The 26,523-nt window shown below is 56.9% G+C and carries 30 protein-coding genes, 4 tRNA genes and 1 pseudogene; 15 read left to right on the top strand and 20 right to left on the bottom strand.

Annotated features, from left to right (window positions below; genetic code table 11):
• Window positions 1–25: 25 nt before the first annotated feature.
• The 5 genes from HU742_RS08370 to HU742_RS08350 are packed head-to-tail and all read right to left on the bottom strand — an operon-like array spanning window position 26 to window position 4,186.
• Entirely contained in the window at window positions 26–298 is a 273-nt protein-coding gene (locus HU742_RS08370) for a DUF2160 domain-containing protein (protein ID WP_025212861.1), read from the bottom strand.
• Between the two features lie 10 nt (window positions 299–308).
• Window positions 309–1,109 carry a carbohydrate ABC transporter permease gene (locus tag HU742_RS08365; protein WP_186639842.1) on the bottom strand — a complete coding sequence of 267 codons (801 nt, stop codon included), beginning with the start codon at window positions 1,107–1,109 and terminating at the stop codon, window positions 309–311.
• A 10-nt stretch (window positions 1,110–1,119) separates the two neighbouring features.
• Window positions 1,120–1,986 carry a carbohydrate ABC transporter permease gene (locus HU742_RS08360; RefSeq protein WP_186639844.1) on the bottom strand — a complete coding sequence of 289 codons (867 nt, stop codon included), beginning with the start codon at window positions 1,984–1,986 and terminating at the stop codon, window positions 1,120–1,122.
• A complete protein-coding gene (locus tag HU742_RS08355) occupies window positions 1,983–3,092 on the bottom strand; it encodes an ABC transporter ATP-binding protein (RefSeq protein WP_186642206.1) in 1,110 nt (369 codons plus the stop codon). The genes HU742_RS08360 and HU742_RS08355 overlap by 4 nt, the downstream gene beginning before the upstream one ends.
• A complete protein-coding gene (locus HU742_RS08350; protein ID WP_186609559.1) occupies window positions 3,092–4,186 on the bottom strand; it encodes an ABC transporter ATP-binding protein in 1,095 nt (364 codons plus the stop codon). The genes HU742_RS08355 and HU742_RS08350 overlap by 1 nt, the downstream gene beginning before the upstream one ends.
• A 317-nt stretch (window positions 4,187–4,503) precedes the next feature.
• Here HU742_RS08350 and HU742_RS08345 point away from each other — a divergent pair, with 317 nt between their 5' ends.
• Window positions 4,504–6,354 (top strand): sigma-54-dependent Fis family transcriptional regulator, encoded by a 1,851-nt coding sequence (locus HU742_RS08345; protein ID WP_186642205.1) that lies wholly within the window; start codon window positions 4,504–4,506, stop codon window positions 6,352–6,354.
• A gap of 47 nt (window positions 6,355–6,401) precedes the next feature.
• Here HU742_RS08345 and HU742_RS08340 read toward each other — a convergent pair whose 3' ends face one another.
• Window positions 6,402–6,905, bottom strand: a complete 504-nt coding sequence (locus HU742_RS08340; protein WP_186639850.1) for an anti-virulence regulator CigR family protein — start codon at window positions 6,903–6,905, stop codon at window positions 6,402–6,404.
• Between the two features lie 338 nt (window positions 6,906–7,243).
• Between HU742_RS08340 and HU742_RS08335 the strand changes: the two genes are divergently transcribed.
• From HU742_RS08335 to HU742_RS26880, 4 genes are all read left to right on the top strand, one after another.
• Window positions 7,244–7,441, top strand: a complete 198-nt coding sequence (locus tag HU742_RS08335; RefSeq protein WP_186639852.1) for a hypothetical protein — start codon at window positions 7,244–7,246, stop codon at window positions 7,439–7,441.
• A gap of 287 nt (window positions 7,442–7,728) precedes the next feature.
• On the top strand, window positions 7,729–8,157 hold the full coding sequence (locus tag HU742_RS08330; protein ID WP_186639854.1) for a DUF2628 domain-containing protein: 429 nt from the start codon (window positions 7,729–7,731) through the stop codon (window positions 8,155–8,157).
• A 90-nt stretch (window positions 8,158–8,247) separates the two neighbouring features.
• Window positions 8,248–8,424 carry a DUF3606 domain-containing protein gene (locus HU742_RS08325; protein ID WP_186639856.1) on the top strand — a complete coding sequence of 59 codons (177 nt, stop codon included), beginning with the start codon at window positions 8,248–8,250 and terminating at the stop codon, window positions 8,422–8,424.
• A 483-nt stretch (window positions 8,425–8,907) separates the two neighbouring features.
• Window positions 8,908–9,042, top strand: coding sequence for a hypothetical protein (locus tag HU742_RS26880; RefSeq protein WP_264082664.1), 135 nt, complete (start codon window positions 8,908–8,910; stop codon window positions 9,040–9,042).
• A gap of 426 nt (window positions 9,043–9,468) precedes the next feature.
• Here HU742_RS26880 and HU742_RS08320 read toward each other — a convergent pair whose 3' ends face one another.
• Window positions 9,469–9,831 (bottom strand): response regulator, encoded by a 363-nt coding sequence (locus HU742_RS08320; RefSeq protein WP_186639858.1) that lies wholly within the window; start codon window positions 9,829–9,831, stop codon window positions 9,469–9,471.
• Between the two features lie 23 nt (window positions 9,832–9,854).
• A complete protein-coding gene (locus HU742_RS08315; protein WP_186639860.1) occupies window positions 9,855–11,294 on the bottom strand; it encodes an ATPase domain-containing protein in 1,440 nt (479 codons plus the stop codon).
• 524 nt (window positions 11,295–11,818) lie between these two features.
• Between HU742_RS08315 and HU742_RS27040 the strand changes: the two are divergent.
• A pseudogene (locus tag HU742_RS27040) lies at window positions 11,819–11,950 on the top strand (APH(3') family aminoglycoside O-phosphotransferase); the annotation flags it as partial.
• 552 nt (window positions 11,951–12,502) lie between these two features.
• Here the strand turns inward: HU742_RS27040 and HU742_RS08310 are convergent.
• The 3 genes from HU742_RS08310 to HU742_RS08300 form a co-directional block, all read right to left on the bottom strand.
• The gene (locus tag HU742_RS08310) at window positions 12,503–12,703 is read right to left on the bottom strand and encodes a hypothetical protein (protein WP_186639862.1); all 201 of its coding nucleotides are present in this window, start codon (window positions 12,701–12,703) and stop codon (window positions 12,503–12,505) included.
• Complete coding sequence (locus HU742_RS08305; RefSeq protein ID WP_186642204.1) at window positions 12,660–13,274, bottom strand: hypothetical protein; 615 nt, start codon at window positions 13,272–13,274, stop codon at window positions 12,660–12,662. Before HU742_RS08305 ends, HU742_RS08310 begins: the two co-directional genes overlap by 44 nt.
• 103 nt (window positions 13,275–13,377) lie before the next feature.
• Window positions 13,378–13,947 carry a TetR/AcrR family transcriptional regulator gene (locus HU742_RS08300; RefSeq protein ID WP_186642203.1) on the bottom strand — a complete coding sequence of 190 codons (570 nt, stop codon included), beginning with the start codon at window positions 13,945–13,947 and terminating at the stop codon, window positions 13,378–13,380.
• A 126-nt stretch (window positions 13,948–14,073) separates the two neighbouring features.
• Here HU742_RS08300 and HU742_RS08295 point away from each other — a divergent pair, with 126 nt between their 5' ends.
• From HU742_RS08295 to HU742_RS08280, 4 genes are all read left to right on the top strand, one after another.
• Complete coding sequence (locus HU742_RS08295; protein ID WP_186642202.1) at window positions 14,074–14,718, top strand: DJ-1/PfpI family protein; 645 nt, start codon at window positions 14,074–14,076, stop codon at window positions 14,716–14,718.
• Window positions 14,719–14,742: 24 nt separating this feature from the next.
• Window positions 14,743–15,267 (top strand): DUF2867 domain-containing protein, encoded by a 525-nt coding sequence (locus HU742_RS08290; protein WP_186642201.1) that lies wholly within the window; start codon window positions 14,743–14,745, stop codon window positions 15,265–15,267.
• Window positions 15,268–15,441: 174 nt separating this feature from the next.
• Window positions 15,442–15,735 carry a type II toxin-antitoxin system RelE/ParE family toxin gene (locus HU742_RS08285; protein ID WP_025212842.1) on the top strand — a complete coding sequence of 98 codons (294 nt, stop codon included), beginning with the start codon at window positions 15,442–15,444 and terminating at the stop codon, window positions 15,733–15,735.
• A 2-nt stretch (window positions 15,736–15,737) separates the two neighbouring features.
• Window positions 15,738–16,046, top strand: a complete 309-nt coding sequence (locus HU742_RS08280; protein WP_186639872.1) for an addiction module antidote protein — start codon at window positions 15,738–15,740, stop codon at window positions 16,044–16,046.
• A 134-nt stretch (window positions 16,047–16,180) separates the two neighbouring features.
• Here HU742_RS08280 and HU742_RS08275 read toward each other — a convergent pair whose 3' ends face one another.
• A complete protein-coding gene (locus HU742_RS08275) occupies window positions 16,181–16,453 on the bottom strand; it encodes a hypothetical protein (RefSeq protein WP_018610855.1) in 273 nt (90 codons plus the stop codon).
• 372 nt (window positions 16,454–16,825) lie between these two features.
• Here HU742_RS08275 and HU742_RS08270 point away from each other — a divergent pair, with 372 nt between their 5' ends.
• The 3 genes from HU742_RS08270 (at window position 16,826) to HU742_RS08260 (ending at window position 17,987) form a co-directional block, all read left to right on the top strand.
• Window positions 16,826–17,113 (top strand): type II toxin-antitoxin system Phd/YefM family antitoxin, encoded by a 288-nt coding sequence (locus HU742_RS08270; RefSeq protein WP_053123436.1) that lies wholly within the window; start codon window positions 16,826–16,828, stop codon window positions 17,111–17,113.
• The gene (locus tag HU742_RS08265) at window positions 17,103–17,390 is read left to right on the top strand and encodes a type II toxin-antitoxin system RelE family toxin (protein ID WP_053123438.1); all 288 of its coding nucleotides are present in this window, start codon (window positions 17,103–17,105) and stop codon (window positions 17,388–17,390) included. The genes HU742_RS08270 and HU742_RS08265 overlap by 11 nt, the downstream gene beginning before the upstream one ends.
• A 297-nt stretch (window positions 17,391–17,687) precedes the next feature.
• Window positions 17,688–17,987: a hypothetical protein gene (locus tag HU742_RS08260; protein ID WP_186642200.1), complete on the top strand. Its 300-nt coding sequence runs from the start codon at window positions 17,688–17,690 to the stop codon at window positions 17,985–17,987.
• A gap of 1,432 nt (window positions 17,988–19,419) precedes the next feature.
• Here HU742_RS08260 and HU742_RS08255 read toward each other — a convergent pair.
• Window positions 19,420–20,031 (bottom strand): hypothetical protein, encoded by a 612-nt coding sequence (locus tag HU742_RS08255; RefSeq protein WP_186642199.1) that lies wholly within the window; start codon window positions 20,029–20,031, stop codon window positions 19,420–19,422.
• A gap of 408 nt (window positions 20,032–20,439) precedes the next feature.
• Here HU742_RS08255 and HU742_RS08250 point away from each other — a divergent pair, with 408 nt between their 5' ends.
• Entirely contained in the window at window positions 20,440–20,796 is a 357-nt protein-coding gene (locus tag HU742_RS08250) for a VOC family protein (RefSeq protein WP_186639882.1), read from the top strand.
• Window positions 20,797–21,478: 682 nt separating this feature from the next.
• Here the strand turns inward: HU742_RS08250 and HU742_RS08245 are convergent.
• Together HU742_RS08245 and HU742_RS08240 are read right to left on the bottom strand one after the other, a co-directional pair.
• The gene (locus HU742_RS08245; RefSeq protein WP_186639884.1) at window positions 21,479–22,123 is read right to left on the bottom strand and encodes a hypothetical protein; all 645 of its coding nucleotides are present in this window, start codon (window positions 22,121–22,123) and stop codon (window positions 21,479–21,481) included.
• Window positions 22,124–22,312: 189 nt separating this feature from the next.
• Window positions 22,313–22,389: transfer RNA gene (locus HU742_RS08240), tRNA-Val, on the bottom strand.
• Window positions 22,390–22,572: 183 nt separating this feature from the next.
• On the opposite strand from HU742_RS08240, the gene HU742_RS08235 reads away from it, so the two are divergent.
• Window positions 22,573–23,856, top strand: coding sequence for an NAD(P)/FAD-dependent oxidoreductase (locus tag HU742_RS08235; protein WP_186642198.1), 1,284 nt, complete (start codon window positions 22,573–22,575; stop codon window positions 23,854–23,856).
• Between the two features lie 192 nt (window positions 23,857–24,048).
• Here HU742_RS08235 and HU742_RS08230 read toward each other — a convergent pair.
• The 5 genes from HU742_RS08230 to HU742_RS08210 all read right to left on the bottom strand — a co-directional run bounded on the left by HU742_RS08230 (window position 24,049) and on the right by HU742_RS08210 (window position 26,510).
• Window positions 24,049–24,125 (bottom strand) — tRNA-Asp (locus tag HU742_RS08230).
• Window positions 24,126–24,214: 89 nt separating this feature from the next.
• A tRNA-Asp gene (locus HU742_RS08225) sits at window positions 24,215–24,291 on the bottom strand.
• Between the two features lie 58 nt (window positions 24,292–24,349).
• A tRNA-Val gene (locus HU742_RS08220) sits at window positions 24,350–24,425 on the bottom strand.
• Between the two features lie 103 nt (window positions 24,426–24,528).
• Window positions 24,529–25,302 carry an SDR family oxidoreductase gene (locus tag HU742_RS08215; RefSeq protein ID WP_186639888.1) on the bottom strand — a complete coding sequence of 258 codons (774 nt, stop codon included), beginning with the start codon at window positions 25,300–25,302 and terminating at the stop codon, window positions 24,529–24,531.
• Window positions 25,299–26,510, bottom strand: a complete 1,212-nt coding sequence (locus tag HU742_RS08210; protein ID WP_186639889.1) for an O-succinylhomoserine sulfhydrylase — start codon at window positions 26,508–26,510, stop codon at window positions 25,299–25,301. Before HU742_RS08210 ends, HU742_RS08215 begins: the two co-directional genes overlap by 4 nt.
• Window positions 26,511–26,523 lie beyond the last annotated feature (13 nt).

Here is a 26,523-nt window from a genome sequence, read left to right as displayed (position 1 = left end):
CCTGATCGTCGTCGAACCTTCGCGACTAGCCCCACCGCATCACTGCCAACAGCCACACCAAAGACAACGCGAACGCTATCCAGATGCTCCAGTCGGTAACGCCGATCACCAGCAGGTGCAGGTAGGCGCTACCGAGAAGACCGATAAACAACCGATCGCCACGGGTCGTGGCAATCGGCAGGAAACCACGCCGAGGGATACTCGGCGAACGCAATTCCCACGTCGTCATGCCCGCCAGCAGCAAGGCAATGACCCCAAAGAATGCCGCCGTCGGGGCGGTCCAGTTCATCCATTCCATCATCGACTCCTCAGACCCGGCCCAGGGCAAAGCCCTTGGCCACGTGGTTGCGAACGAACCAGATCACCAGCATCCCCGGCAGGATGGTCAACACCCCCGCCGCCGCCAGCACCCCCCAGTCGATCCCGGACGCCGACACCGTGCGGGTCATGACCGCCGCGATCGGCTTGGCATTCACCGAGGTCAACGTCCGGGCCAGCAACAGCTCGACCCAAGAGAACATGAAGCAGAAAAACGCCGTGACGCCGATGCCGGAGCCGATCAACGGAATGAAGATCTTGGTGAAGAACTTGGGGAAACTGTAGCCGTCAATGTAGGCGGTCTCGTCAATTTCTTTTGGCACCCCGGACATGAAGCCTTCGAGGATCCACACCGCCAGCGGCACGTTGAACAGGCAGTGGGCCAAAGCCACCGCGATGTGGGTGTCGAACAGCCCTATCGACGAGTACAGCTGGAAGAACGGCAACAGGAATACCGCCGGTGGCGCCATGCGGTTGGTCAGCAGCCAGAAGAACAGGTGCTTGTCGCCAAGAAAGCGGTAGCGCGAGAACGCATAGGCCGCCGGCAGCGCGACCGCCAGGGAAATCACCGTGTTCAGGCTCACGTAGTACAGCGAGTTGAGGTAACCGGTGTACCAGCTCGGGTCGGTGAAGATCACCTTGTAGTTGTGGAAGGTGAAATCGTGCGGCCACAGGGTCAGGCCGCCAAGGATCTCGGTGTTGCTCTTGAACGACATGTTCAGCAGCCAGTAGATGGGCACCAGCAGGAACAGGATGTAGATCAAAAGCGGAATCAGCTTTCTCTTGCTCATTGTGCGGGCCTCAACGGTTGGCGTCGGAGTGCGTCATGGCGGTGTAGAACAGCCAGGACACCAACAGAATGATCAGGAAGTACACCAGGGAAAACGCCGCCGCCGGGCCCAGGTCGAATTGGCCGATGGCCATCTGCGTCAGGGTCTGGCTGAGGAACGTCGTGGCGTTGCCCGGCCCGCCGCCAGTGAGTACGAACGGCTCGGTGTAGATCATGAAGCTGTCCATGAAGCGCAGCATCACGGCGATCAGCAGCACGCTCTTCATCTTCGGCAACTGGATGTGGCGGAACACCGCCCAGCTGGATGCCCGGTCGATCCGCGCCGCTTGATAGTAGACGTCTGGAATCGCCCGCAACCCTGAATAGCACAGCAGCGCCACCAGTGAAGTCCAGTGCCAGACGTCCATCACCAGCACCGTGACCCAAGCGTCCATGGTGTTGGCCGCATAGTTGTAGTTGATGCCCATGGCGTTGAGCGTCGAGCCCAGCAGGCCGATGTCGGCGCGACCGAAAATCTGCCAGATGGTGCCCACTACGTTCCACGGGATCAGCAGCGGAATCGCCAGGATGATCAACACCAGGGACGACCATTTGCCCTTGGTCGGCATGGTCAGGGCGATAGCGATCCCCAAGGGGATCTCGATCAGCAACACGCACGCCGAGTAGATGAACTGGCGCAGCAGCGAGTCGTGCAAGCGTGGATCGAGCAGCACCTGCCTGTACCAGTCGGCGCCGACGAAGTAGCGGCTGGACTGGTCAAAGATGTCCTGCACCGAATAGTTGACCACGGTCATCATCGGGATCACGGCGCTGAAGGCCACCAGCAAAAATACCGGCAGCACCAGCCACCAGGCCTTGTTGTTCTGCACCTTGTTCATGGCTGCACCTCGCCAGTGGGTTCGAGCAGATATTCATCGGCATAGACCATCAGCCATTGCGCCGGGAAACTGATGTACGCCGTACCTTCCGGCACCGGTTTGTCTTCGGCCAGGCGCACTTTCAGCGGCGCACCGTCGAGGTTGAGGGTCAGGATCTTGTAGGTGCCGAGGTCTTCGACATGCACGACCTCGGCTCGCATCGCGTCGTCGTATGGACCGTCCCAGACATGGATGAACTCCGGACGGATACCGACCTTCAGGCTTTTGCCTTCGGCTTCGGCGACACGACGTTGCAAGGTTTCCGACAAGGGCAAGTGAGTCGAGGCAAAACCGACGCCGCCGGGCCGCGCCGTGACCTCGATCAGGTTCATGCCGGGGCTGCCGATGAAATAGCCGACAAAGGTGTGGCTCGGGCGTTCGAACAAATCCCGAGGCGTGCCGAACTGGACGATCTGGCCGCCGTACATCACCGCGATCTTGTCGGCGAACGTCGAGGCTTCCAACTGATCGTGGGTGACGTAGACCATGGTGATGTTGAACTGCTCGTGGATCTGCTTGAGCTTGCGCCGCAGTTTCCATTTCAGGTGCGGGTCGATCACCGTCAACGGCTCGTCGAACAGGATCGCCGACACATCGTCGCGCACCAATCCGCGCCCCATGGAGACTTTCTGCTTTTCATCGGCGGTGAGGTTGCGGGCCTTTTTGTCCAGCAGGTTCTGCAGGTCGAGGACCTCGGCGATTTCCTGCACCTTGGTGTGGATCCGCGCTTCGGCCATGCCTTGGTTGCGCAGCGGGAACGCCAGGTTATCGAACACCGTCATGGTGTCGTACACCACTGGGAACTGGAACACCTGGGCGATGTTGCGGAGTTCTGGGGTCAGGTCGTTGACGACTTTACTGTCGAACATCACCTGCCCTTCGGAGGGGCTGAGCAAACCGGAGATGATGTTGAGCAAGGTCGACTTGCCGCAGCCCGAAGGCCCGAGCAGCGCATAGGCGCCGCCCTGCTCCCAGATGTGGTTCATCTCGCGGATCGCGTAGTCTTCGGGGCCCGCCGGGGTGCTGGTGTAGCTGTGGGCGAGGTTCTGCAAACGAATTTCGGCCATCAGGCAACCCTCGCAATGCGCTGCCCGGGGGCTTGGACGAGCTTGCCCTGGGCGTCGAAGACAAACAATTTGTGGGTCGGGATGTAGATGCGGATCGGCGCGTCGACATCGTATTCGTGCACGCCGGGCAAATGCAGGACGAGCAGGAAATGTTCGTTGCGCACGTGCAGGAACGTCTCCGAGCCGCTGATCTCGGCCACTTCGACGGTCACTGCCAGTTCGAGGTCGTCGTCGTTACTCGGCACCAGCGAAATATGGCTGGGGCGCACGCCGAAACGGAACTCGCCCTCGCCCACCGGACGCAGATCGACGTTCAGCGGGAAGTGGACGAAATTGGCGAAGCTGACTTCATTGCCGGCGATACGTCCCGGCATGAGGTTGATCGGCGGTTCGGAAAACAACTCGGCGGCCAGCACGGTTTGCGGCTGGTGATACACCGAGGACGACTTGCCACTCTGGATCACCCGGCCTTCATGCAGGATCGTCGTCGTGCCGCCCAGGGCCAGCGCTTCGTTAGGCTCGGTGGTGGCGTAGACGGCGATGGTATGGCGGGCCTGGAACAGCTCGCGCATTTCCTGGCGCAGCTCTTCGCGCAGCTTGTAGTCCAGGTTCACCAGCGGCTCGTCGAACAGGATCAGCTCAGCGTCCTTGACCAGCGCACGGGCCATGGCCGTGCGTTGCTGCTGGCCGCCGGACAGCTCCAGCGGATGACGCTTGAGGAATTTTTCGATCCGCAGCATCTTCGCGGTTTCCAGGACCTTGCCCTGGATGACCTCGTCGGACACCCCAGCCTGGCGCAACGGCGAGGCGATGTTTTCGAAAACAGTCATGGTCGGGTAGTTGATGAACTGCTGGTAGACCATCGACACGTTGCGCAACCGCACCGGGCGGTTGGTGACGTCGACACCGTTCATCAGGATGCGGCCGCTGTCGGGCTTGTCCAGCCCGGCCATCAGGCGCATGAGGCTGGTCTTGCCAGACAGTGTGCGGCCCAGCAGGACGTTGAAGGATCCGGGTTCGAAACTCAGATTGGCATCGTCGATCCAGGTCTGGCCTTCGACGGTGCGACAGATGTGCTCAAGCTTTAATGACATGGCTCGGCCTTTTTATTATTTGGAGTCAAGCGACCCAAGTGCAAAAGCGAAAGCCGTGCCAGAAATCGTAAACTCATGATTTTACTAGGATTGGGTTCTGATCAGTGGAAAATGGCATTCGCTGATGAACACAAGTGAACAATGGGGAATGAACAACTGAACAATGAGCAGGTTGACAATGAACAATTTTGAACAACACTGAATGAACGCTTTCGGTTAGCCTGGCCTCCAGTCGATGGAGGCGGGATTGCCCCAGCACAAGGAGTCTGTGCGAGACTTGCCACAACAATAAAAAACCGCACCTACGAGAGTGCCCCATGGCCGCACCTGCTCCTGCCTTGTCCCACGAGGCCATCATCCAGGCCTCCTGGTCCCGCTGCCGCGCCTTTGGCCTGAATCACCAGAGCGTGCCCGCGTTCGACCAACTGCCCGCCGAGGGCATCGCCCAGTTGCTGGAAAGCCAGCATTCATTGGTGCAGACCACGCACCAGGAAGTCCTGCCGTATTACGAGAACATCCTGAGCAATTCCAATTGCCTGATCATGCTGGCCGACAATCAGGGCCAAGTGCTGACGTCGTGGGGCACCCAGCGGTTCATCGAACCGAAACTGGCCCATGGCTTCAGCGCCGGGGCGAGCTGGATGGAGCGCTGCACGGGCACCAACGCCATCGGCACCGCATTGGCCTGCGAGCAGGCGGTGCACATCGAACACGATGAACACTTCCTCAAGGCCAACCGCTTCATGACCGGCTCCGCGGCGCCGATCTTCGACGCCGAGCGCAAGGTCATCGCGGTGCTGGACGTCTCCAGCGACAGTTACTTGCCGCCGTCCCACACCCTGGGCATGGTCAAGATGATGAGCCAGACCGTGGAGAACCGGCTGATCCTCAACCTGTTTCGCGGTGAACACTTCCAACTGACTTTCAACACAGGACTGAACAACCTCGACAGCCAGTGGGCCGGGCTGTTGATTTTCGATGAAAGCGGTCAAGTGCTCTCGGCCAATCGTCGCGCGGATAATCTGCTGGGCCTTAGCTTGTCGCGGGTGAGCATCGAGAGCCTGTTCAAGGTCTCGCTGATGGAGTTGCTGAACCAGCCCGACGGCCTGCCGTTTGCCTTGCAGGCGTCTGGACGCAATCGATTCCAGTGCTTACTCAAACGTCCGAAACAGGTGCTGATCAAACCACGCGTCTTCGCCGAACCGGTGTCCCCGTCTGCGCCGACTCCCGCCACTACCACTATCAGCCTCAACACCCTGCACTTTGGCGACAGCCGCGTGGAAAAAGCCGTGCGGCAAGCCGAGCGCTTGCTGGAAAAAGACATTCCTTTGCTGATCCACGGCGAGACCGGTGTCGGCAAGGAAGTATTCGTCAAAGCCTTGCACCAGGCCAGTTCGCGCAACAAGCAGCCATTTATCGCGGTGAACTGCGCAGCCATACCCGCCGAGCTGGTGGAATCGGAATTGTTCGGTTATGAAAAAGGCGCCTTCACCGGCGCCAACCAAAAGGGCAGCATCGGCCTGATCCGCAAGGCCGATCGCGGCACGTTGTTCCTCGACGAAATCGGCGACATGCCGCTGCCGACCCAGGCCCGCCTGTTGCGGGTATTGCAGGAGCGTTGCGTGCAACCGGTGGGCAGCGCCGAGCTGTTTGCGGTGGACATCCGCATCATTTCCGCCACCAACCGCTCGCTGCGTGAACAGGTGCAACTGGGGCGATTCCGCGAAGATTTGTACTACCGCATTGGCGGCCTGACCCTGGAACTGCCACCGCTGCGCGAGCGCAGCGACAAACAGGCACTGTTCAAACGCCTGTGGGAACACCACCGCGAACCGACCCAATGGGCGGGCCTGAGCCGCGAAGTCCTCGACCTGTTCGAACGCCATCCCTGGCCGGGCAATCTGCGGCAAGTCAGCAGCGTGCTGCAAGTGGCCCTGGCGATGGCCGAGGAACAGCCGATCCGGCCGGAGCATCTGCCCGACGATTTCTTTGTCGATCTGGAAATGGAGCCGGTAGAAACGCCTGAGCCGCTGACGGTGGACCTGAATGATGCCGAGGACCTGAACCGTCAGTTGCAAGCAGTGGGCGGGAACATCTCACATCTGGCGCGACGGCTGGGGGTCAGCCGCAATACGCTGTACAAACGCCTGCGGCAGCTTGAAAGTTGATACGAAAGCAGCCTCTGAAGAGGCTGCGATTTCGTTGGAACAGCGGGTTAATCGAACGCACCGTTGAGCACTTCATAGATGATGCCGCTGGCGATCGCCACCAGGATCAAGTCCGTGCCGACCTGTTGCCACTCATAACCGTCATAGTGCGGCAAGTGTCCCAATAAACGTCCGTCGAGCTTCTTGGCAATGCCCGGTGGCAACGGCTTGCCGCGAGCGAGGTTTTTCTGGATGCCCGGCGGCAGCGCCGGACCGGGGCTCCAGTAATCACGATAGCCACCAATCACGCCAAGAATGCCGCCACGGTCGACGCTCGGGCCGTTATGCCAATCGCCGCCACCGCCCTGGTTGCCCTTGCCTCCCTGGTTGCCCTTGTTGCCGGCATTACCTTGGCCACCCTTGTTGCCCTGCCCGCCCTTGCCGCCTTGCCCCTGGCCTTGATCGAACTGAGCGTTTCCCTTGCCGTTACCCGGGTCCGCAACAACGATTCCAGGACCTGTGACCAAGGCAAAACAGGTCACTGCAGCAATCAACGAGCGCGATTTGAACATGGCAGTTCTCTCGAAAAAGGGGATGTCCCCTGTAAAGATATAGAGACTCACGGTGATATTAGTTCCATATCACGCTGCGCGTCGGTTGCCTGCATCGTCAACGTACTTCATGCCCAAGGATGGGTTTGTATTATCAGTGACTTATTTCTGAGGCAAAGTTGAAACGTTGCCGGCCTGAACACCATCGTTTCATGCCGCTGGTCGCTTGGGGAAAGAGGCTCGCATAACGCCGCTGCCTCTGGCGCAAGGTTTGCACCGGAACGTCGTAGCAGCCCAGGACGACGTCTTTCTGGCGCGGCGGCAAATTCTCATGCTTGGTCAGCCACTGGAGATGTACCGTGTCAACTCTCAATGAAATCGCAGCGAACCACGCGAGAATGGCAAAACTAAAGGAAGAGGAGTCGATGCGGCTGAGCGCACTTGAAAGCCAGGTAGTTGGCAGTTTTGAAATGCCGTGCCCACAAGCAAAGCAGGACATGCCGCTGCACTTTCTGACGATGACCCAAGACCATGTTTTTGCGGAGGCCATGCTCTGAGTGTTGACCTGAGTGCTGGATGATCCTGTCGCCCGTTGTTGAACGGGCGATTCAGGATGACCTGCCTTTTTCCCTTTCCGCCCCCTTCCTGAGTATTCCTTGCCTGCGTGCGCCGGACTATCGTGATGTCCATCACAGATCAGCTAGCCATTTAAACGACCGGTGCGGTATTTCTGTGCGTGAACGCTTATAAAGCGGGCAGCACAACGCTTCGGATCCAAGGCTAAAGACAGAAGCGCGGGACTTTCGGAAGAAATCCACTTTCATGGAACACAAGGAACGGAAAAATGAGCAGCACTGAACAAGTACAAGGCACCGATAAATACAGCGCCAAATGGCAGGAGCGCTTCGCCTTCTTTGACACCTATGGCGCACCAAACGACCCGCGCTACAAGGAAGCCGTCAAGACGCTGCCAGACTTCAAGAAGAAGATACTGATCAATGCCAACGTCATTGCATTTTTCTTCGGGCCTATCTACCTGTTCGTTCTGGGCCTGTGGAAAAAAAACCTGGCCCTGTTGGGTATTTTCCTGGCAATCAATATCGTATTGAGCGTGATTTTCGCCATCGTCGGCATGGATTTCCCGCGACCTTTGAGCATGGGCCTGAACATCGCCATGTCGATGATGTACGCGCTCATGACCAACTACGCCTATTACTTGAAAGAGGTGAAAGGCGAGCAAGGCTGGAATCCGCTTAAAGGCATGCGCCTCTGACATAAGCCATAAAAATTGCGCAAACAGCCCAGCCTGATTGTCCATTGAGAGTCGCCTGGCGTTACCAGGCCTTCTCAAAGGAACTCGACAATGGCTGACGACTTGAGCAATCGCGGGCCCCAGGACCGGAACCGCATTAACACTTCCGAAGACTGGGAATTGAGATACTGGGCGAAAGAATTCGGCGTAACCGAAGACGAGCTCAAGGCAGCAGTCAAGGCTGCTGGGCCGGTGGCCGATGATGTTCGCAAGCAACTGAAGAAGTAATCAATAAGCCCCACGTCCCTGTGGGGCTTTTTTTATCCTGATGCCCTATCGAATGACACCGATGCCTTAGACATGACCTTACTTGGCGCTCTTTCGGAACAGTGTCGACTCGGAGCGATCAGTGCTTTTAATGAACGATATTTGCTTAAGCGTCCCGTCGTCGTTGATAGCGATCACTTGCGGAGTCTTGGACTTATGATACGGATGGTCATAAAGATCTGGCTTGTTGCTGTAGGCGAAGGCCGTGAAATGAAGGCCGTCGTCTCCCCAACTGACATCGTTGAACAGTTGGACCCAGTTTTCAGTCTCTGAATTATAAAGATACGCTAGAGCCAGCGGCATCTTGAGTCAGCAGCATCTTGAGTCAGCAGCAAGAGCTGACAGGCGCTGAGTGCCCTTGGATCAGCTCGTTAGAAAAATGAATTACCCGTCGCGGCGTCCGGTCAAAAATTATGAAGGCAGTCATCTGACGAGGTAACAGCAATGACTATCGAAGCAGAGACACTCGTAGAACTGACCGAAGCACTTCAGGACCGCGGCATGGTACTGGTCTCGGACGTGGCGTTTATCCGCGCGCCGTATCGGCATGGCCATCACTGGGTTTGTGTGGTCCGGTAAAATATTTTTCGGTCGCGCTGTTTAAAGCGCTTCCAGCGAACGGCGCCGCTGCACTCAGGAAGACCCCGGCGGAATTCCGTCCTTGTTGAAATCCTTCAAACGTTCACGCTCCTGCTCGGTGGAATGGGCGGGAGTGTCGTCCTTGGGCGGCTCTTTTTTCTGTTCGTCGCTCATGCGCTTGTCCTCTTGGTGATAGGCGTTCGGCAGACCATGGCCCGGGCAGTTCAAATTAATTCACGACTTCCCGGGCCGGTCACGCTCCGTCCTCGACTCTCGGCCTGCAGGATCGGTTTGTAGCCATGGGACTTGGCGGGCTTCAGTGAAGCACTCTACGGCTCTCCCCGATCCTTATGCGATCAAGGGCGCGGTTCAACGCATCCTGCCCCTAAGGCTGAGAGCGCGCCTGCGGACGGGTCCACTTACGAACTACTCCGAAGCCAAGAGCTTTTTTACTTCCGCGATGATCGACTCTATGTCGAATGGCTTTGGCAGCACAGCATCAAATAAATCCGATCTCTGCATACCTATGTGCGCCTGGGCACCGCTCATTAAGATGATTGGCAAATGATGGGTGGAGGAAAGAGCTCGCACGGCGGTGGCGAACTCCAGGCCGTCCATGACGGGCATCATGAAGTCCGTAACAATCAACGCTGGACGCTCTCTTTCGAGCACCTCGAGTCCTTTTCGACCATTGCTGGCCTTTACGACCATGAAGCCCTCGTCCTCCAGCGCGAAGCTGATAATGTCAGCGATCAAATACTCGTCGTCGACGACCAGGATGGTGGTCATGTCAATTCAACCTGCCCAAAGACCTATGATGTTGAACCAGGCGATGACTCAGTGGCGACTGGCGGTTCATTTCTCAAAGCCTTTTTCAGGTAAACATCTTGATCACGAATGACCACCTCGAATCGCGAAGGGTCATAGGAGCTATCTCGTACCTTAAGAATGGAAAGCGTCCTGCTTAGTTCAGAACCATTCTCAAAGAAACGCATGAGCATCAGGTTATCGACGATGCTTGATAGGTCAGAGTTCGGTGCGCTGACCTCGGAACCAAACAGGTCACGCATTTCCCAAGAAGCGAATACCGTAACGCCTCGGGAGCGCAGCTCGTTCATAAGCGCACTGTAGAAATCTGTAATCCGCCCCGGATTTGTCGAAACCCGAGTCATGCCGCTTAGGCTATCGATGAATAGGCGTTTGATACCTTTTTCTTTAACGATGCTCAGCAGCCGCGCGCCGAGCCCATCCAGCAACCCTTCGGTGGTGGGCTGCCAGACAATGCTCAACGCACCGCTTGCTTCCATGGCTTCGATGTCGATGCCCAGTGAGCGGCCTTTCAGGCGTAGCCGCTGCGGGCTTTCATAAAATCCAAAATGCAGGCCTGGGGCATCTACCGTCGACTTGGCCAGAAATTTGAGACCCAGCGTCGTTTTACCGATCCCGGAGGGGCCCATGACCAAAGATACACTTGAGCTGTGTAACCCCCCGCCCAATATGTCATCCAGCGACTCGATTCCACTGGCGATACGCGTCAGGTCCGCACTGTCAGGCGAGGAAGGGCGACTGTACAGGCTTTCGAGGCGCGGATAGACAACTAAGCCGTCATCGGTGATTTCACACTCGTGGAGGCCGGTCAATGCGCTGCTACCGCGAGTCTTACGCAGTTGAATACGCCGTACCGAACGCGTACCGAACAGCTCTTCTCCCATTTCGATCACACCGTCCACCATCGTGTGCTCCGGGCTACCGTCGTCAAGCCGAGAGCTAGTGAGGAACAGTACGGTACAACCGGCGAAAGCCGCATGCCCTTGCAGCTCTGAGATGAACTTCTTGGTGTCGATAGACGAATCGGCCTTGGAACGCGCATTGAGCAAACCATCGACGACCATGACGGTAGCCTTTTGCCGACTGATCTCGCGCCGAAGCAGTTTCACTACCTCATCCAAACCTTCGTTTTCCAACGTATCGAATGCGCTGACGAATTGGATCTCAGCGCCAACTTTGGATGCGTCAAAAAAGCTCAGGGTAGAAAGAAACTGGAAAAGACGGTCATGTGACTCGGCCAGCAGCGTGGCGACTAAAACTCGGCCTCCATTGCGCACATGATGGAATCCAAGCTGGTTGGCGAGGATAGTCTTGCCTGAACCTGGGCGGCCTTGGACTATGTATGAAGCACCTGCGACCAGCCCTCCATTCAGCAGAGCGTCGAGCCCTTCGATTCCGCTTTGAAGGCGTTTTAGCTTTTCCACAATGTGACCCTGATCTGAAAAACAGGCTTTTTTAGCCGGACGAATGAAATGCTAACGTCAATTCTAATTCGAGGCCATTCAGGTGAATAGAAAGTAGGTGCGGAAAAACGTTCGCTTTCGTCAGATCTCTGTATCACTGCCTGTATTCTGGCTATGCTTTGGCCCAAACGAACCCGAGGTTGCGTCGTGGACAAGCTAGGTAGGGCCGAGATTGAGGACGCGTTGGGACGCCTGCTGCCAGGATGCACGGTCAAATGTACCCTGTGCGCTGACGGCACTGCCTCGCTCACGGTAACAGGAGAGACCGGGGAATCATTTGCAGTGGTGGGATTGGTAAGAAGCGACTATCGAGGAGAAGCCGGATTGAAAAACCTCGCCAAGCATATTTATGGAGACATCCAGCTAGCTCGGCAAGGTTTGAAAACCCGCAGGGCACAGCCCCTTTCCATTCGGATAAGCTCGGCGTTTCGTGCACTTCACAAAGCCCGTCATTAACCTTTTCACACAACGCTATCAGGGGAAGGGATCGATACCAGGACCTAGCCACCCGCGACATTGCCTAGGAACTGGGTGAGCGTTGAGTAGAGCCTTTTCTGCGGCGCCATGGGGTTGCCAATACAGATCAGAAACGGATTTATTTCTATCGGCTTCTGGACGCCGCTCCCGTGCCCGTTGCGGCGGGACACCTAGGGGCGCATCTCGGCGTGGTCACACCTGCTGTTGTAAAAAGCTTCGGCATGCCTTCCGAGAAAGGTGTGTTGGTGTATGGTCCGGAACCAGGCGCCGATACCGCGAAAGTGGGACTTTCGGTCGCATGACGCCGCGGCATCCAGCTCTTTGAGAAGCTCATGGAATGTGGCCCTGAATTCTTCGAACGACGTCATTCCATTTACCTCGGGGCGGTGTTCACCGCCATTGAGGAATACATATTCCTCGATGGGATGGAGTCTCCCGGGCGGCAGTAATTCCAAAGGGCCGGACCACCGGTCAAATCATTACGAAGCGATGCTCACTGCCTGCAGGGGGCCGTCCCTGGAATTGCGCTGTTCATTGGGCAGGAATCGGTTAGTGACCATCGAGACCGCTTGCACCGCAGAGACCAGGAGATTACTCAGGGCAAGCTCATTGGCAACCCTGTAACCCCTGCGGCCCACATCTTGCGCAAGTGCGCCCGTTGACGAGCGGCCATCACGTAAACACTCTAATGCTCAATGAAGAACCCTGCGGCTCTCCCCAATCCTGATCCTGTCGAGCGCCCTGTTTAAAGCATCCAAGGCATCGAGCAAGGCTTTCGCCTCAGCTTCCCGCCCGTCGCCCCAGAGGCGTTCAGCCATTTTGTTCAGAGCCAGGATAGAGCGCTCGATGTCAGCGGCCGTTGCTGTTTTGCTTTCCTGAAGTTTCTTGGGCATTGATTGCCCCTCTTTGCTGAGACTGGGGACAGATTATGATTTTGAACTCACTGGAGGACGCGGGGACAGACGTCGATTTAAGCTCATGATCACTTTCCAGCCCACTGTAACGCCACCCTGGCGATGTTCGCTCCCTGCGGGCTCGGCTCGTGAGGAAGGCACGGAAACGGCGGAAAAGATTTAAATTGGACCAGGCCATATCCAAGCGTGCCTGCACCATCTCATTTTTCGCCTGGATGATCTGCCCTGCCAAACTTAGCGCCCTCCTTTTGAACTCCCTGTGAAGCGCCTCCTCCTCAGTCTCGTTTCCCAGTGGCTTAACCATCATCTCGGAAAATGTGAAAAGAACTTTGTCGCTGAGCACATAAAACGTGCCGCGACTTTTTTGTATACCGCCCTGAAAGACAAAATCGACCGAACTGAACGCATGTTCGTCCATGTTTATGTAATACAGCGGCTCACCCAGGAGGTTTCGAACTATTCCGTCCTGGTGAATCCGGCCCAAGGGCGCCCCATCGCTGCCCCGGCCTTTGAAGACCAAGTAGCGGCCGTTCGTGTAGTTGTACGGCATTAACGGTCCTCATCCCGAATAGACATCGGAACACAGGGTTTGGCTATTCGCGGCCCCCACCCATGACCCGTCCACAACGCCATCAGATCAGGCCTCCCCATGCTCATCCCTCTCGTGACCAAGTCCGCCATGGTGGAAGAGCTCCTTCAAAAAGTGAAAAGGCTCGATGCACAAAACTGTTGAAGCGAGCGGCATCACGCCGCAGCCCTGCCTGTTGGCCCCCAATCAGGCATATATGGGCCACCTGCCCCATCACCTCTGCTTCGCCTGGCCTATGGGCGAAGCGGCGGCACGCTCGTACCGCGAAGTCCAGTCGTCGTGTGTCAACGCGCTGTTGATACTCGGCTACCAACGGATCGTGCAGCGACCAGGCTCGGATGGAAACTTCCCGCCCAGGTTGTTTCTCAGCGGCAATACTCAAGTAGCGTTTCAAGATTTCGCCCGTGCTACGACCCTGGGCCGCAAAAGCGAGCATGCGCTCCGTGTAGTCTTCTTCCCAAGCGGCCAGCAAGGTGCGGACAAAGTCTTCGCGATTGCGGAAATGGTGATAGAACGATCCGCGGGTCACATTCAATCGGCGCGATAGACTCTCGGCTGACACGCCAATATGCCCTGTCTGGTCGAGGGCCTCAAAACCAGCAGCGATCCAATGGTGACGCGTTAGTTTTTCCATTCGTTATTTCGCTCCCTATTTAGCGCCATACAGGCTGTGTATGGCGCGCAGCCGATTGATACGCTTTGAACTCAGGCAAAGATAGCCGTTGCGTTTTGCATGCCGGTACTTTTCATGGAGCTCGCCTTGAAGAAAATCGCTCTGGTTGCGTTCGACCAATTCACTGACATCGACCTATTCCTGATGTGGGACATCTTAGGCCGCAACACCGAGGACTGGCACGTTCGAATATTGGGTTCCAGCACTGTCGTGCGCTCGGCGCACGGCCTGCCTGTTCCGGTGCACGGTCCGCTTTCCGAGGCCAACAGTGCCGACGCGGTATTGTTCGCCAGCGGCAAGGAAGGAATACCCGCCGCACTGGCCGACCCGGATTTCCTGCCGTCGTTTGAACTAGACCCCAGACACCAGCGAATCGGCGCCATCTGTGCCGGAGCTTTCATTCTCCAACGGCTTGGGCTGCTCCGCGGCCAGGCAACGACACACCCCGATGCACGATCGGGCTTGCAAGCGCTGGGACTTGAGCCCGTGGACCAGCCTCTTGTATGCCAGGGCAACGTTGCGACCGCTGGCGGATGCCTTTCGGCGCTCTACCTGGTGGGATGGTTGGTTGAATCCTGGTTCGATGCCGACAAGCGCCGTGCGACGTTGCTCCCTGTTCTGCCCGCTGGGCAGCAGGCGCTGTATGATGCGCTGATCGGGCTCAGTATCCGACAAGGAGAAGTTGGCGCCTCCCAACAAAAAACGCGACATGGCATGTCATCTAATTGGTAGTTAAAACTCAGGAAGAGATCCCCAATGCCCCGAGAATTTGAGCTCATTCAGTCCGTGCCGGTCCCCTCGAGGTCCGGCGTCACCCACCTTTACACGGCGACGAACCTGGCGGACGCTTTTGCAATTCAGCTCCCTGCGGGCACCTCCAGCGATCCAGATTTGCTCGCGCGATTCATCCTTTCCCATCAGCCACCCTGGATCGGATGGCTCATGCAAGTCCGAGACACCGTCGTTGCCTGTTTTGGCCTCAAGACAGCCAGACATCTGGCAACCCTTGCTAACCGAATTCAAATCTTCAAGGTCTACAGCACGAACCAGACTGAGATCGTGTTGGGAGAGGATGACAAGCACCTCGACTTTCGGATATCAATCCTCTGCTCTGAAGAGGCAGAGCCAGCAGGCAGTCGCCAACTGATTTTTTCAACCGTAGTCCAGTGCCACAACCGTCTGGGCCGAGCCTACATCTTCGTTATTGCCCCGTTTCATCGTTTGGTTGTTAAGGCGAGCCTGCGCCGTGCAGCGCGTGTTGGTTGGCCTTTGGCTGCCTGAGCCGCGACAACACAGACCCCGTGGCAAGGGAGCTTGCTCCCGCTGGGTGGCGAAGCCGCCCTAAAAAGGGATGGCGCGGTTTTACAGACAAACCGCATCAACGGTCAAAGACTGGAGACCGATGACCAACATCAGTATCTTGACTTCCAGTATCCAACTGGATACGGTCAACCCATGAATTATCTCATCCAGCAAACGCAGACGTTCACTGCTTGGCATTCATCGGTCCGTGATCTGCGAGCAAAAATCGCTATCGCCCGCCGCATTGATCGCGCAGCAGCAGGTAACCTGGGCGATGTAAAACCTGTCGGTGATGGTATTTCAGAGTTGCGTGTGGATGTAGGCGCCGGCTACCGGGTCTATTTCACCATGCGCGGTGGAGTGGTCATCGTGCTATTGGCTGGTGGTGACAAGTCTTCACAGAGTGCTGATATCCGGCGAGCGAAGAAATTGGCAAAGGAGATTTGAACATGAGCCAACACCTGACGACATTTGACATGGCGGCACTGCTCGATAGCGACGAAGCCATCAGTGAATACCTTTCTCAGGTGCTGGCTGATGGTGATAGCGAGGAATTTCTCCGAGCGATCGGCTATGTCGCCAAGGCCCGAGGCATGGCGCAGATCGCTAAGGACTCTGGCATGGGGCGAGAAAGTTTGTATAAGGCGTTCGCACCCGGGTCAAAGCCGAGATTTGATACCGTACTCAAGGTCATTCATGCGCTAGGCATTGATCTTCATGCGCAGCCTGGGCATGGAGTTGAACATTCGCCTGTCTGAGTATGGGTTTCCTTGTTCTTTGGCTTCGCCTCTTCTTTACCCATACCCTGCAGTCAATGGGGACACATGTCCTGCCCTCTTGAATTTTCTCCCAAGCTTTATGAAACGGGCGACTGATTAGTCGCCCGCTTTCATTATTCCGCCACCTGCGCCCGCAATCGTCGTCCGATCACATCCATGACATCACAGCCATCGCGCAATGACGTGGTCAGCAATTTACAAAAATCAGTGAGCACCACGGTGTCTGAGCTGATGTCCGAGCGAAACGCGATATTTTCCAAGACTTGGGTCACCGTGCGGATGCGGTAATCGGCGGTTTCGAAAAGGACGTCTAGAGGTGCTTCGGTGTCGATGAGCAGGGTTGCGGGGATGCAGTCGATGCCGGTGATGGGCATGTATCGGGTCATGAGCAGTACCTCTTCAATTGATAAGGAGCAGGAGCTTCTGCGCTTCATTCAATCGAGTCGCCAAACCCGAATCCCCATCTGGGCGATATAGAGACAATAAGTTGCCTATCCAGATGCTGCAATGCGCTGGCTTCCGAGGTTTGTGTAGGAATTTGCGTCAATGCCTTTCGCGGCGCTCGTTTGAGCCCTCATAAGCCGCAGCGGCAAAAAAATCCCTCATCTTTTCCCTTTTTCCCGCCCCCCTTTTCCCGAAACAAAAACGTCCGGAGCAGCCAAGCTCCATCCAACCTTTGAACGAGGGATTGGAACGCTGAGCGCTTGCCTACACAGCAGCAAAAGACCAGAATAACGACCTAAATAGGAGTCTTATCTATGCAAAATATCCTGGCCGATGTGGCCGTCAGCGTATCCGAACTCAAGAAGAACCCCTCTGCCGTCCTGAGCGGCGCCAACGGCTTGCCCGTGGCCGTGCTGAATCACAACCGCGTTATGGGCTACATGGTCCCTGCCAACGTGTACGAGGCGATGGTTGAGCGCCTGGACGAACTGGAACTGGTTCACTTGGTCAAGGCACGGCTCGATGCCAACGAAACACCCGTTCGAGTATCTCTCGACGATCTCATCGGCGAGGCCGAGGCAGATATCGCCAATGGCCGTTGAGTACGGAGTCGAGTGGGATCCGAAAGCTCTGAAGGAACTGCGGAAGCTCGACGGCACCATCCGCCTCCAGTTCTTGCGAAAGCTTCAAGAACGGCAGGCCGGGCCACGAGTGCCAGGAGATGCGCTTCACGGCATGAAGGACTGCTACAAGATCAAATTGCGCGGCGCCGGCTACCGACTCGTGTACCGCGTTGAGGATGGACGGATTGTCATCCTGGTGCTGGCCGTCGGCAAGCGGGAACGAAGCAGCGTCTACGACTCGGCCAAGAATCGGTAGGCAGATACAAGAAGCCCGGCGCTGGGCCGGGCATTTTTCATTTGAAGGGGTCTTGCTGATCTCCAAGAAGCTTTTGAGAACCGAGGGGGACAGACCACAATTTTGGTCCGTCTATAATCGGCCAGTCTCATAATCGTGGTCTGTCCCCCGCTTTTTCCGTTTGCATCAGCGCTGCCGCGAGTTTTAAAGATAATTATCTTCCGGTGTGATGCTTCGTGTTCAGCACTTGAACAGTACATTGCACCGACTACACCACCCTTCAGCTGCGCTCCGGTTCATTGGAAAACGGAGGGGAGGATGGCTTGTATCGGCAACCGTCAGAACCAGTACGAACCCTATGAATCTACGCCGAATCTCGTCGGCTGGAACACTCATGCCCGCCCCATCGACTATTTGAAGAACCCCACCCGACACCCTGGTGTCAATCTGTTTCCACTCACACTGCCAGCCTATTACCCACGTGATATCTCGTACTTGATAATCGCCGGTGGCGCTTTGGCATTGAGCGAGTTTCTTGTTGGAGGGGTCAAAGACAAAAAATATGGGGCTTGGAAAGCCGAGCAGCTGAGTATCTTCAAGACTCAGACCTTCTTTTAGGTTGATGGATGCTACAAGCGCTTTTGCTCGTCTCTTGCGCCGTATCAAATGCCATATGGCGAGGCAAAAAATAGAAACAGAAGCCAGGAAGAGCTGACGTCCTTCGACGGTAAGCTTACCGGACGAAAACTCTATCATGCCCCACAAAAGTCCTATCGTCACAATCCCCGATAACCAAGCGGCGGGGACCACTACTCTGTTAGCGAGGCTAGCTCCGAGCGTCCTCTCACCGCTTTTCATAACTTGATCCAATATCATTTATAGAAGAATGCTTAGGTTATCACTCACAGAGTGCTAACTTATCGTATCTATCCGCTTACCAGTTTCCATATCATCAATCTAAGTCCCACCAGTCTTCACTTGGCACAGCCTTAAGACCGTGCTCCCGTCTGGCCTTCAGATTCACACATCCGCTAAGTCTCGAGCGGGAGGGCTTCAATCCTTCCTCCAAACCGATAGTCCCCGCTATTTTCTTCAGTTCTCTCCATCTCCCTTGCCTCTTCCCGGGTCTCGGTCAGCGTAATGAGAAGGTGACACCGCTCCTCCAGATAGCGTTGTCGGCCGATCTCAGTCTTCAGGTCATAACCCAAGACTGGCAGCGAAAAATAAAGGTGCTTAGCGAGGATTGATTGCTTGCTGGTGACGTCAGCCGGGTTACGCCAGTCGCCTCCTTCTCTGAGTTTCAGACGAGACTGTTTCGACATCAGAGAAGCAAATTCCGGGAGCTTGGTAGGCCATGATTTCTTTCCTTGGGCAATGATGACACCAGGCCGACCTGCAGATCGAGCGCGGCTCCGGAGGTGTTGAATGCATTCACGCTGTTTGTGTTGGATGAGCTACACCAAAAAGAGCACTGCCGCCCAAAAAACCACAACGCACCGAGCCCTTTCGCCAAGAGCGCAGAACAGTGCGTCGTAACGCAGTCGACATTTAGCAAGATTTATCACCTTTGATCCACGAACGAAGCTTGTCCAACGTAGGCGCCTTGACCCCAATCGAACTCCATCCCTTGAGGGTATATAGCTTTATCTCAACGATACCCTCAGGGGTGGCCTCGATAGTGATGATCGCCAAGCTGAGCCTCACGCCTTGGGCAACCATACGCTGGGTGATCTGCCCGCTACCGAGCTCTGAATCGAACTCACCTTCTGTTGTGACCGGAGTCCCGAGCGGAGAGTGCTCCAAACAAATTCTGCTTGCTTGACGGATGTTTCGGTAAGCAGATTGAGCAGTAACGTTCGGCTGGAACGAGCCATCGTAACTGTCCGATTCAGACATGAGGTTAGCGGGTGTATTTGTGCACCCCGTCAACAGTATGCCAAAGCTGAAAGCCCATATGAATTTCAACAAAAAACTCCAATTTGTCGACAGGATGACCAAAAAATCCCAGCCACCTCCCCCTTTCCCCCAAAAAACCAGGACCGCACGAAACTCAATCGGTGGCCTTAACCACAACTGCACCAACCAGTGCAAACGGCAACAGGGCGACGCCGAGCATAGTCATCCAGACGGCCCCGTAGGCATCATGGATCTTATCGCCCAGGCCTCGTTTCGACGGAGGAGCGACTACTCCCTCGGACACGCTCAGGGCATAACGATAGGTTGGGGATTGATCGTACCGACCGACATTGCATTGCGTGGTGTCCAAGCTCACGTAATGATCACCCAGCACTGGCGCACGGTTTTCGTGGCTGGCCAGGAGCTGCTTCAACTGGGCGACCTGCGCCTCAAGCTCGGTCTCACATTCAGGCTGACGTGCAAAAGCACGACTCGTCTTCCTAATAAAATCTGGGCGAACCTGACGATCAAGGAAAACCTCGTAGGTATCGCCTTGGTCATCGACGCGCTTGTAAACCCTGGAGCCCGTGCCCGACTCGCCTCCGGTAGCGGAAAGCGCCTTGAACTCATCGCTGGAAAGCGGTTGATTCAAGGTATAGCCATAAATCTGGGGGGCTATGAACGGTTCCTTCGCAGGTTTTGTGGCGCACCCGGTGGATGACGCAATAATCGAAAGGCTCAGCGCGGTACAGAGCGTCCTGTTCATGACTCTTCCTTGAATTGCTGGGGCTACCTGAGAGCAGGCGTGGGAGGTGCCTTGGCCCTCGACAAGAAAGCCCAGTTCCTGAGCGTGTTAGTGCCGCCGAACACTGAGAGCTTCACGGCTGCGCAAGGCAGTTTTATTCGGGTCACCGATCGCAAGAATTACTCGGCTGTGGCGGTACCAGGTACCAAAACCTATGTAGGCACCAGCGAGAGTATTCGGGAAATTTTTAATCCGTGTACTCAGGGAAAGAATCGCTCAACCGCATCCTGAGTCCTGACCTTTCGAATGAAACAATCCCGGCAGCAGTTGAAGCGCAAGTAGTTCAATGCAAGCTCGATGCGCCGGGCCTGTCGAGAGCCGACAGTGACGTTATACTCGCCACCCTAAACATCAGCCAGGGAGGCGAGCATGAGCGTTCGCGGCAAAGACCGACAAATCGACAATATCGAGCTGAATGTAGGTGATATCGCCCGTAGCAAAGCCTTCTACGGCAGCGCATTCGGTTGGACATTCGTCGACTACGGTCCCACCTACACCGAGTTCACTGACGGCCGCCTCACCGGCGGTTTCACTACAGGCGAGCCCGTTCGACCCGGTGGGCCTTTAATCATTTTGTACGCCGACAACCTCGCTGAAACACAACGGCGGCTCAAGGCCCTAGGCGCTGTTTTCACCCGGGAGATATTTTCTTTCCCTGGTGGCAGCAGGTTCCACTTCACAGATCCAGATGGCTATGAACTGGCCGTGTGGACCGAGCAGCAGTAAGAAACGGCAGTTTTCGGTCAGCCGCAGTCAATCGTAAGCACCGAGAACTGCGTCAGCTAGCTGCATCTAAGTACTCCGTGTCAATTCTCGCTTCGGCTTGCCAGTGCTAAACGTCAGCCTATTAGAGTGTCTGAATGACGCAAGCGCCACCTCGCTCCTACCGGAAGACCCCAGGATCGAATCCGTTCGATGGAAGCTCTCAGCGAAGCGAAGCAAGATAAACCTGACCCTTTTTTCCTCCGCAGCTCGATTAACGCGAGCGCTGCTCCTTCATGTAAATTGAAGGCAACGAAAAACCCGGCACGATGGCTGGGTTATCCGTCGTCATGCTGTTCAGCAATCTACTTAGCACCACCATTCTCACGATTCGTCTGGGCGTCTTGGTCAGAACCCGGGTTGCCAGGAGGCGGGCTCCAGTCCTCCGGTCTCTCGCCAGTGCCCTGCTTCGGCTCAGACTTAGCTTGCTCAAGCCCGGATCCATGGCCTTCGCCTGCGTCGGGCGTCTTCTCATCTGGCCCGGGGTACGGCGCTTCGGGGCCGTTATTGTCATCCACCATGCTATGTCTCCTCTAATGCGCGGAATCTGCGCCTATATAGCTGAGAGGCGGCGCTCAGAATGAGAGTGCTATGGCGTCGACGAGCGGACAATAAAAAGCCCGGCTTGATGGCCGGGCTGCGCTTGTTAGTTCTTGCAGACTTCCTGCGGAGGCGCAGCAGGCGTCAGCTTCTTGGGAATCACAATTGAAGTCCCAGGAAAAGCGGCGAGTTCAAAAACCGCGAACATGCAAACAAGCGTCTGCTGACCATCTTTGTTTGGTCTGCTACTCACCCCAGCCAAAGCTTCGTAATCTCTCCCTGGTTCCAGCTTGTAAACGAGCGCCTGGCCACCGCAGGTCGAGTAAGTGCTGCCATAGCTACCAATGGTCGCGCCCAGGGTCGCCATTTGGAACGGCAGATCAGTCCTAACGCGATACTCGGTTACGACTTCTTTGTAAGCCCCTTCGCCCATCCGAATGGCAGGGACGTACTGAGCAAGAGTAGGGAAAACTCGTTGCGGCATGCCAAGGCTCGCCGACTTCTGGGGGTACTGCGGATAGTTGATGTTCGCTGTCCCGTCCCGCCCGAAACGTCCGGCTTCAGCCATTTTATGCCGGGTAGCAGGAGCACAACTGCCGGTGATGCTATCGCCGAACACATCGGAGTTCGTAATAACGCGAACGCGCGCCATTCCCTCCGATTGGGCAGGCTCTTCGTATGGAACTGAAGGAATTCCAGAGCAACCAGCAAGTGCTACAGAGAGAAAAGTTACGAAAGTGACGACTCGCATGACCATGTCCTTATGTACTCGACAACTCAACATCCGACACTACGGCGATTGGATACGTTGAGTTGGATGTCGAATGAGCGTTGTGAGGTGGGATGTAAAAAGCTTTGGGAAAGCTTGAAACGCATCCAACAAAAAAAGGCCCACCTTTCGGTGAGCCCTTCTAGACCGCCCAGCAGAGCGGATTTTGTTTGGTAGGCGCGATTGGACTCGAACCAACGACCCCCACCATGTCAAGGTGGTGCTCTAACCAACTGAGCTACGTGCCTGCTGTGAGGCGGCATTCTACGGAATTCCGGAGGGGTGTCAATACCTTTTTTTCACCTAACCCTATGAATATGCAAAATATTTAATTGCGCCGATGCGACGAAGATTTTGCGGTGGCTGGCGGCGGATTTTTATCTCGGGTAGGATCGCTGCATTCGTAAAAAATATAAAACAGAGGTTCCAGAATGGCGAACACAGCCTACCCAGCGTCGTATTACGCCGCATCGGCCAATCCGACGCCTTCGCGCCCTGCCCTGCAGGATGACGTCGAAACCGATGTGTGCGTGATCGGCGCCGGTTATACCGGCCTGTCCTCTGCACTGTTTTTGCTGGAGAACGGTTTCAAGGTCACCGTGCTTGAGGCGGCCAAGGTGGGCTTTGGCGCTTCGGGTCGCAACGGCGGGCAGATCGTTAACAGTTATAGCCGCGACATTGATGTGATCGAGCGCAGCGTCGGCCCGCAACAGGCGCAGTTACTGGGCAACATGGCGTTCGAGGGTGGGCGGATCATTCGTGAGCGGGTGGCGAAGTATCAGATTCAGTGTGATCTGAAGGACGGCGGTGTGTTCGCCGCGCTCACTGATAAACAGATGGGCCATCTGGAGTCGCAGAAGTGTTTATGGGAGCGTTTTGGCCATACCCAGCTGGAGCTGCTGGATCAGCGGCGCATTCGCGAAGTGGTGGCTTGCGAGGAGTATGTGGGCGGCATGCTGGACATGAGCGGCGGGCATATTCATCCGCTTAACTTGGCGTTGGGCGAAGCGGCGGCGGTGGAGTCGCTGGGCGGGGTAATTTACGAGCAGTCGCCGGCGGTGCGCATCGAGCGCGGCGCCAGTCCGGTGGTGCATACGCCGCAGGGCAAGGTCAGGGCCAAGTTCATTATCGTGGCGGGCAACGCTTATCTAGGCAATCTGGTGCCGGAATTGGCGGCCAAGTCCATGCCTTGCGGCACCCAGGTGATTGCCACCGAGCCGCTGGGGGAAGAGTTGGCCCGTAGCCTGCTACCGCAGGATTATTGCGTCGAGGACTGTAACTACCTGCTCGATTACTACCGGCTGACAGGCGACAAGCGTCTGATCTTTGGCGGCGGCGTGGTGTATGGCGCGAGGGATCCGGCGAACATTGAGGCGATCATTCGACCGAAGATGCTCAAGGCGTTCCCGCAGCTCAAGGATGTGAAGATCGATTACGCCTGGACCGGAAATTTCCTGCTGACGCTGTCGCGTCTTCCGCAGGTCGGGCGGCTGGGGGATAACATTTATTATTCCCAGGGCTGCAGCGGTCATGGCGTGACGTATACGCACCTGGCGGGCAAGGTATTGGCCGAGGCGCTGCGAGGGCAAGCGGAGCGTTTTGATGCGTTTGCTGACCTGCCCCACTACCCCTTCCCCGGCGGTCAGTTGTTGCGTACGCCGTTTGCGGCGATGGGAGCTTGGTATTACGGCTTGCGGGATAAGTTGGGGTTCTGAGGCGGCCAACAACAGGGGGCTGCTTCGCAGCCCAGCGGGAGCAAGCTCCCTCGCCACGGGGCTTGTTCCAATCTTTCAAATTCCGAAAACAAAAAACCCCGGCCTTTCGACCAGGGTCTTTGCTATCGACTAGAAGGAGCTTTTCAGCTTTCTTCTTAGCTTCAAGGCGTTCAGTGGGCCTCGAAGCAGATATGGCGCAGCGGACGGGACTCGAACCCGCGACCCCCGGCGTGACAGGCCGGTATTCTAACCGACTGAACTACCGCTGCGTATCGCTATGGACTTGCGTCCAGTTAACTCGTCTGATCAAAACCCTTGGGCTTTAATCTCGAACCAGGCGAACCTGCTTCGGAAAATATGGCGCAGCGGACGGGACTCGAACCCGCGACCCCCGGCGTGACAGGCCGGTATTCTAACCGACTGAACTACCGCTGCGCGTCGGTGGAGGCTTTTGACAGCTTCCATCTTGCTTTCGCAAGACTCTCAAGAAACATGGTGGGTGATGACGGGATCGAACCGCCGACATTCTGCTTGTAAGGCAGACGCTCTCCCGGCTGAGCTAATCACCCTTTGCTGCGTTGAGGCCGCGAAATTTACGCAGGTACCGAAGCTAAGTCAATAGCAGCGTTGAAGTTTTTTAAAAACAGTTCAAACGAGGCACAGAGACGCTCGTCACTGATAAATCATCTTCTTGGTCATGCCGCCGTCAACGATGAACTCCTGACCCGTGACGAAACTGGCGTTGCGCGACAACAACCACGCCACCATCGCCGCCACGTCCTCCACCGTGCCTACCCTGCCCGCCGGATGCTGGGCATGATCGGCGTCGGTCAATGGCTCTGCGCGACGTTGGGATGGGTCCCGCGCATCGATCCAGCCAGGGCTGACCGCATTGACGCGGATCTCCGGGCCCAGGCTGATCGCCAGGGCGTGGGTCAGCGCCAACAGCCCCCCCTTGCTTGCGGCATAGGCCTCGGTGTCGGGTTCCGATTGCGCGGCGCGGGTCGAGGCCAGGTTGACGATGGCGCCATTGTGGGCGCGCAGGTAAGGCGCGCAATGCTTGGCCAGCAGCATCGGCCCGCCGAGGTTCACCGCCAGGACCCGGTTCCAGTGAGCCAGGTCCAGGCTTTCCAGGATGATGTTGTGCGGCTCGGCGATGGCCGCATTGCACACCAGCGCGTCGAGCCGCCCGAACTGCCCGAGCACCTCGGCAATACCGGTGGCGACCTGCGCCTCGTCCGCCACATCCATCGTGATGAACCAGGCGTTGTCGCCCAGGGTTTTCGCTACCTTGGAACCACGCTCGCGATCCAGGTCGGTCAGCACCACTTGCCAGCCTTCACAGATCAGCCAGGCGGCAATACCCAGGCCGATCCCCCGTGCGGCGCCCGTCACCAGGGCAACCCGGCCGTGAGTACCGCTCGGCGGCGTTGCCAGCTCGATCACAAGGCCGCCAACCCGCGGGCCAAGTCGGCTTGCAGGTCCGCTACGTCTTCCAGGCCGACCGCAACGCGGATCAGACTGTCGCGGATGCCCGCCGCTTCACGCTCCTGCGGCGAAAGGCGGCCATGGGACGTGGTGCTCGGGTGCGTGATGGTGGTCTTGCTGTCACCCAGGTTGGCGGTGATGGAAATCAGTCGAGTGGCATCAATGAAGCGCCAGGCGCCCTCCTTGCCCCCCTTGACTTCGAAACTCACCACAGCGCCGAAACCGCGTTGCTGGCGCGCCGCCAGATCGTGTTGAGGATGGCTCTTGAGCCCGGCGTAATGGACTTTCTCGATGCCGTCCTGCTGCTCCAGCCACTCGGCCAGGACCTGGGCGTTGGCGCAATGGGCTTTCATGCGCAGGCCGAGGGTTTCCAGGCCCTTGAGGAAGATCCAGGCGTTGAACGGGCTGAGGGTCGGCCCGGCAGTGCGCAGGAAACCCACCACTTCTTTCATCTGCTCGCCACGACCGGCGACAACGCCGCCCATGCAACGGCCTTGGCCGTCGATGAACTTGGTGGCCGAGTGCACCACCACATCCGCGCCCAATTTGAGCGGCTGTTGCAGCGCCGGGGTACAGAAGCAGTTGTCGACCACCAGCATGGCGCCCTTGGCGTGGGCGATCTCCGCCAACGCGGCGATGTCCACCAGTTCAGCGAGCGGATTGGACGGCGATTCGACGAACAGCAGCTTGGTATTGGCCTTGACCGCGGCATCCCAAGCGGACAGGTCCGCCAGGGGTACGTAGTCGACCTCCACGCCAAAGCGCTTGAAGTACTTCTCGAACAGGCTGATGGTCGAGCCAAAAACGCTGCGTGACACCAGTACATGATCGCCAGCGCTGCACAGGCTCATCACGACCGCCATGATCGCGGCCATGCCAGTGGCGGTGGCGACGGCTTGCTCGGCACCTTCCAGGGCGGCGATGCGCTCCTCGAATGCCCGGACGGTCGGATTGGTATAACGCGAATAGACATTGCCCGGCACCTCACCGGCAAAGCGCGCCGCGGCATCGGCGGCGGTGCGGAAGACGTAGCTGGAGGTGAAGAACATCGGATCGCCATGCTCGGCTTCCGGTGTACGGTGCTGACCCGCGCGAACCGCCAGGGTATCGAACGCTACGCCTTCTAGGTCGCTGTCCAGCCGACCGGCATCCCAATCCTGACTCATGCTGTCACTCCTT

Origin of the sequence: Pseudomonas marvdashtae, from assembly GCF_014268655.2 — a bacterium.
GTDB classification, from domain to species: Bacteria; Pseudomonadota; Gammaproteobacteria; order Pseudomonadales; family Pseudomonadaceae; genus Aquipseudomonas; species Aquipseudomonas marvdashtae.
Note: the sequence above shows the minus strand (reverse complement) of the source record. Positions and strands in the feature narration are given on the sequence as shown.

Coding starts and splice junctions, on each gene's coding strand:
- HU742_RS08370 (WP_025212861.1), bottom strand. CDS start 298: ATGGAATGGATGAACTGGACCGCCCCGACGGCGGCATTCTTTGGGGTC.
- HU742_RS08365 (WP_186639842.1), bottom strand. CDS start 1,109: ATGAGCAAGAGAAAGCTGATTCCGCTTTTGATCTACATCCTGTTCCTG.
- HU742_RS08360 (WP_186639844.1), bottom strand. CDS start 1,986: ATGAACAAGGTGCAGAACAACAAGGCCTGGTGGCTGGTGCTGCCGGTA.
- HU742_RS08355 (WP_186642206.1), bottom strand. CDS start 3,092: ATGGCCGAAATTCGTTTGCAGAACCTCGCCCACAGCTACACCAGCACC.
- HU742_RS08350 (WP_186609559.1), bottom strand. CDS start 4,186: ATGTCATTAAAGCTTGAGCACATCTGTCGCACCGTCGAAGGCCAGACC.
- HU742_RS08345 (WP_186642205.1), top strand. CDS start 4,504: ATGGCCGCACCTGCTCCTGCCTTGTCCCACGAGGCCATCATCCAGGCC.
- HU742_RS08340 (WP_186639850.1), bottom strand. CDS start 6,905: ATGTTCAAATCGCGCTCGTTGATTGCTGCAGTGACCTGTTTTGCCTTG.
- HU742_RS08330 (WP_186639854.1), top strand. CDS start 7,729: ATGAGCAGCACTGAACAAGTACAAGGCACCGATAAATACAGCGCCAAA.
- HU742_RS08325 (WP_186639856.1), top strand. CDS start 8,248: ATGGCTGACGACTTGAGCAATCGCGGGCCCCAGGACCGGAACCGCATT.
- HU742_RS26880 (WP_264082664.1), top strand. CDS start 8,908: ATGACTATCGAAGCAGAGACACTCGTAGAACTGACCGAAGCACTTCAG.
- HU742_RS08320 (WP_186639858.1), bottom strand. CDS start 9,831: ATGACCACCATCCTGGTCGTCGACGACGAGTATTTGATCGCTGACATT.
- HU742_RS08310 (WP_186639862.1), bottom strand. CDS start 12,703: ATGCCCAAGAAACTTCAGGAAAGCAAAACAGCAACGGCCGCTGACATC.
- HU742_RS08305 (WP_186642204.1), bottom strand. CDS start 13,274: ATGCCGTACAACTACACGAACGGCCGCTACTTGGTCTTCAAAGGCCGG.
- HU742_RS08300 (WP_186642203.1), bottom strand. CDS start 13,947: ATGGAAAAACTAACGCGTCACCATTGGATCGCTGCTGGTTTTGAGGCC.
- HU742_RS08290 (WP_186642201.1), top strand. CDS start 14,743: ATGCCCCGAGAATTTGAGCTCATTCAGTCCGTGCCGGTCCCCTCGAGG.
- HU742_RS08285 (WP_025212842.1), top strand. CDS start 15,442: ATGAATTATCTCATCCAGCAAACGCAGACGTTCACTGCTTGGCATTCA.
- HU742_RS08280 (WP_186639872.1), top strand. CDS start 15,738: ATGAGCCAACACCTGACGACATTTGACATGGCGGCACTGCTCGATAGC.
- HU742_RS08275 (WP_018610855.1), bottom strand. CDS start 16,453: ATGACCCGATACATGCCCATCACCGGCATCGACTGCATCCCCGCAACC.
- HU742_RS08270 (WP_053123436.1), top strand. CDS start 16,826: ATGCAAAATATCCTGGCCGATGTGGCCGTCAGCGTATCCGAACTCAAG.
- HU742_RS08265 (WP_053123438.1), top strand. CDS start 17,103: ATGGCCGTTGAGTACGGAGTCGAGTGGGATCCGAAAGCTCTGAAGGAA.
- HU742_RS08260 (WP_186642200.1), top strand. CDS start 17,688: ATGGCTTGTATCGGCAACCGTCAGAACCAGTACGAACCCTATGAATCT.
- HU742_RS08255 (WP_186642199.1), bottom strand. CDS start 20,031: ATGAACAGGACGCTCTGTACCGCGCTGAGCCTTTCGATTATTGCGTCA.
- HU742_RS08250 (WP_186639882.1), top strand. CDS start 20,440: ATGAGCGTTCGCGGCAAAGACCGACAAATCGACAATATCGAGCTGAAT.
- HU742_RS08245 (WP_186639884.1), bottom strand. CDS start 22,123: ATGCGAGTCGTCACTTTCGTAACTTTTCTCTCTGTAGCACTTGCTGGT.
- HU742_RS08235 (WP_186642198.1), top strand. CDS start 22,573: ATGGCGAACACAGCCTACCCAGCGTCGTATTACGCCGCATCGGCCAAT.
- HU742_RS08210 (WP_186639889.1), bottom strand. CDS start 26,510: ATGAGTCAGGATTGGGATGCCGGTCGGCTGGACAGCGACCTAGAAGGC.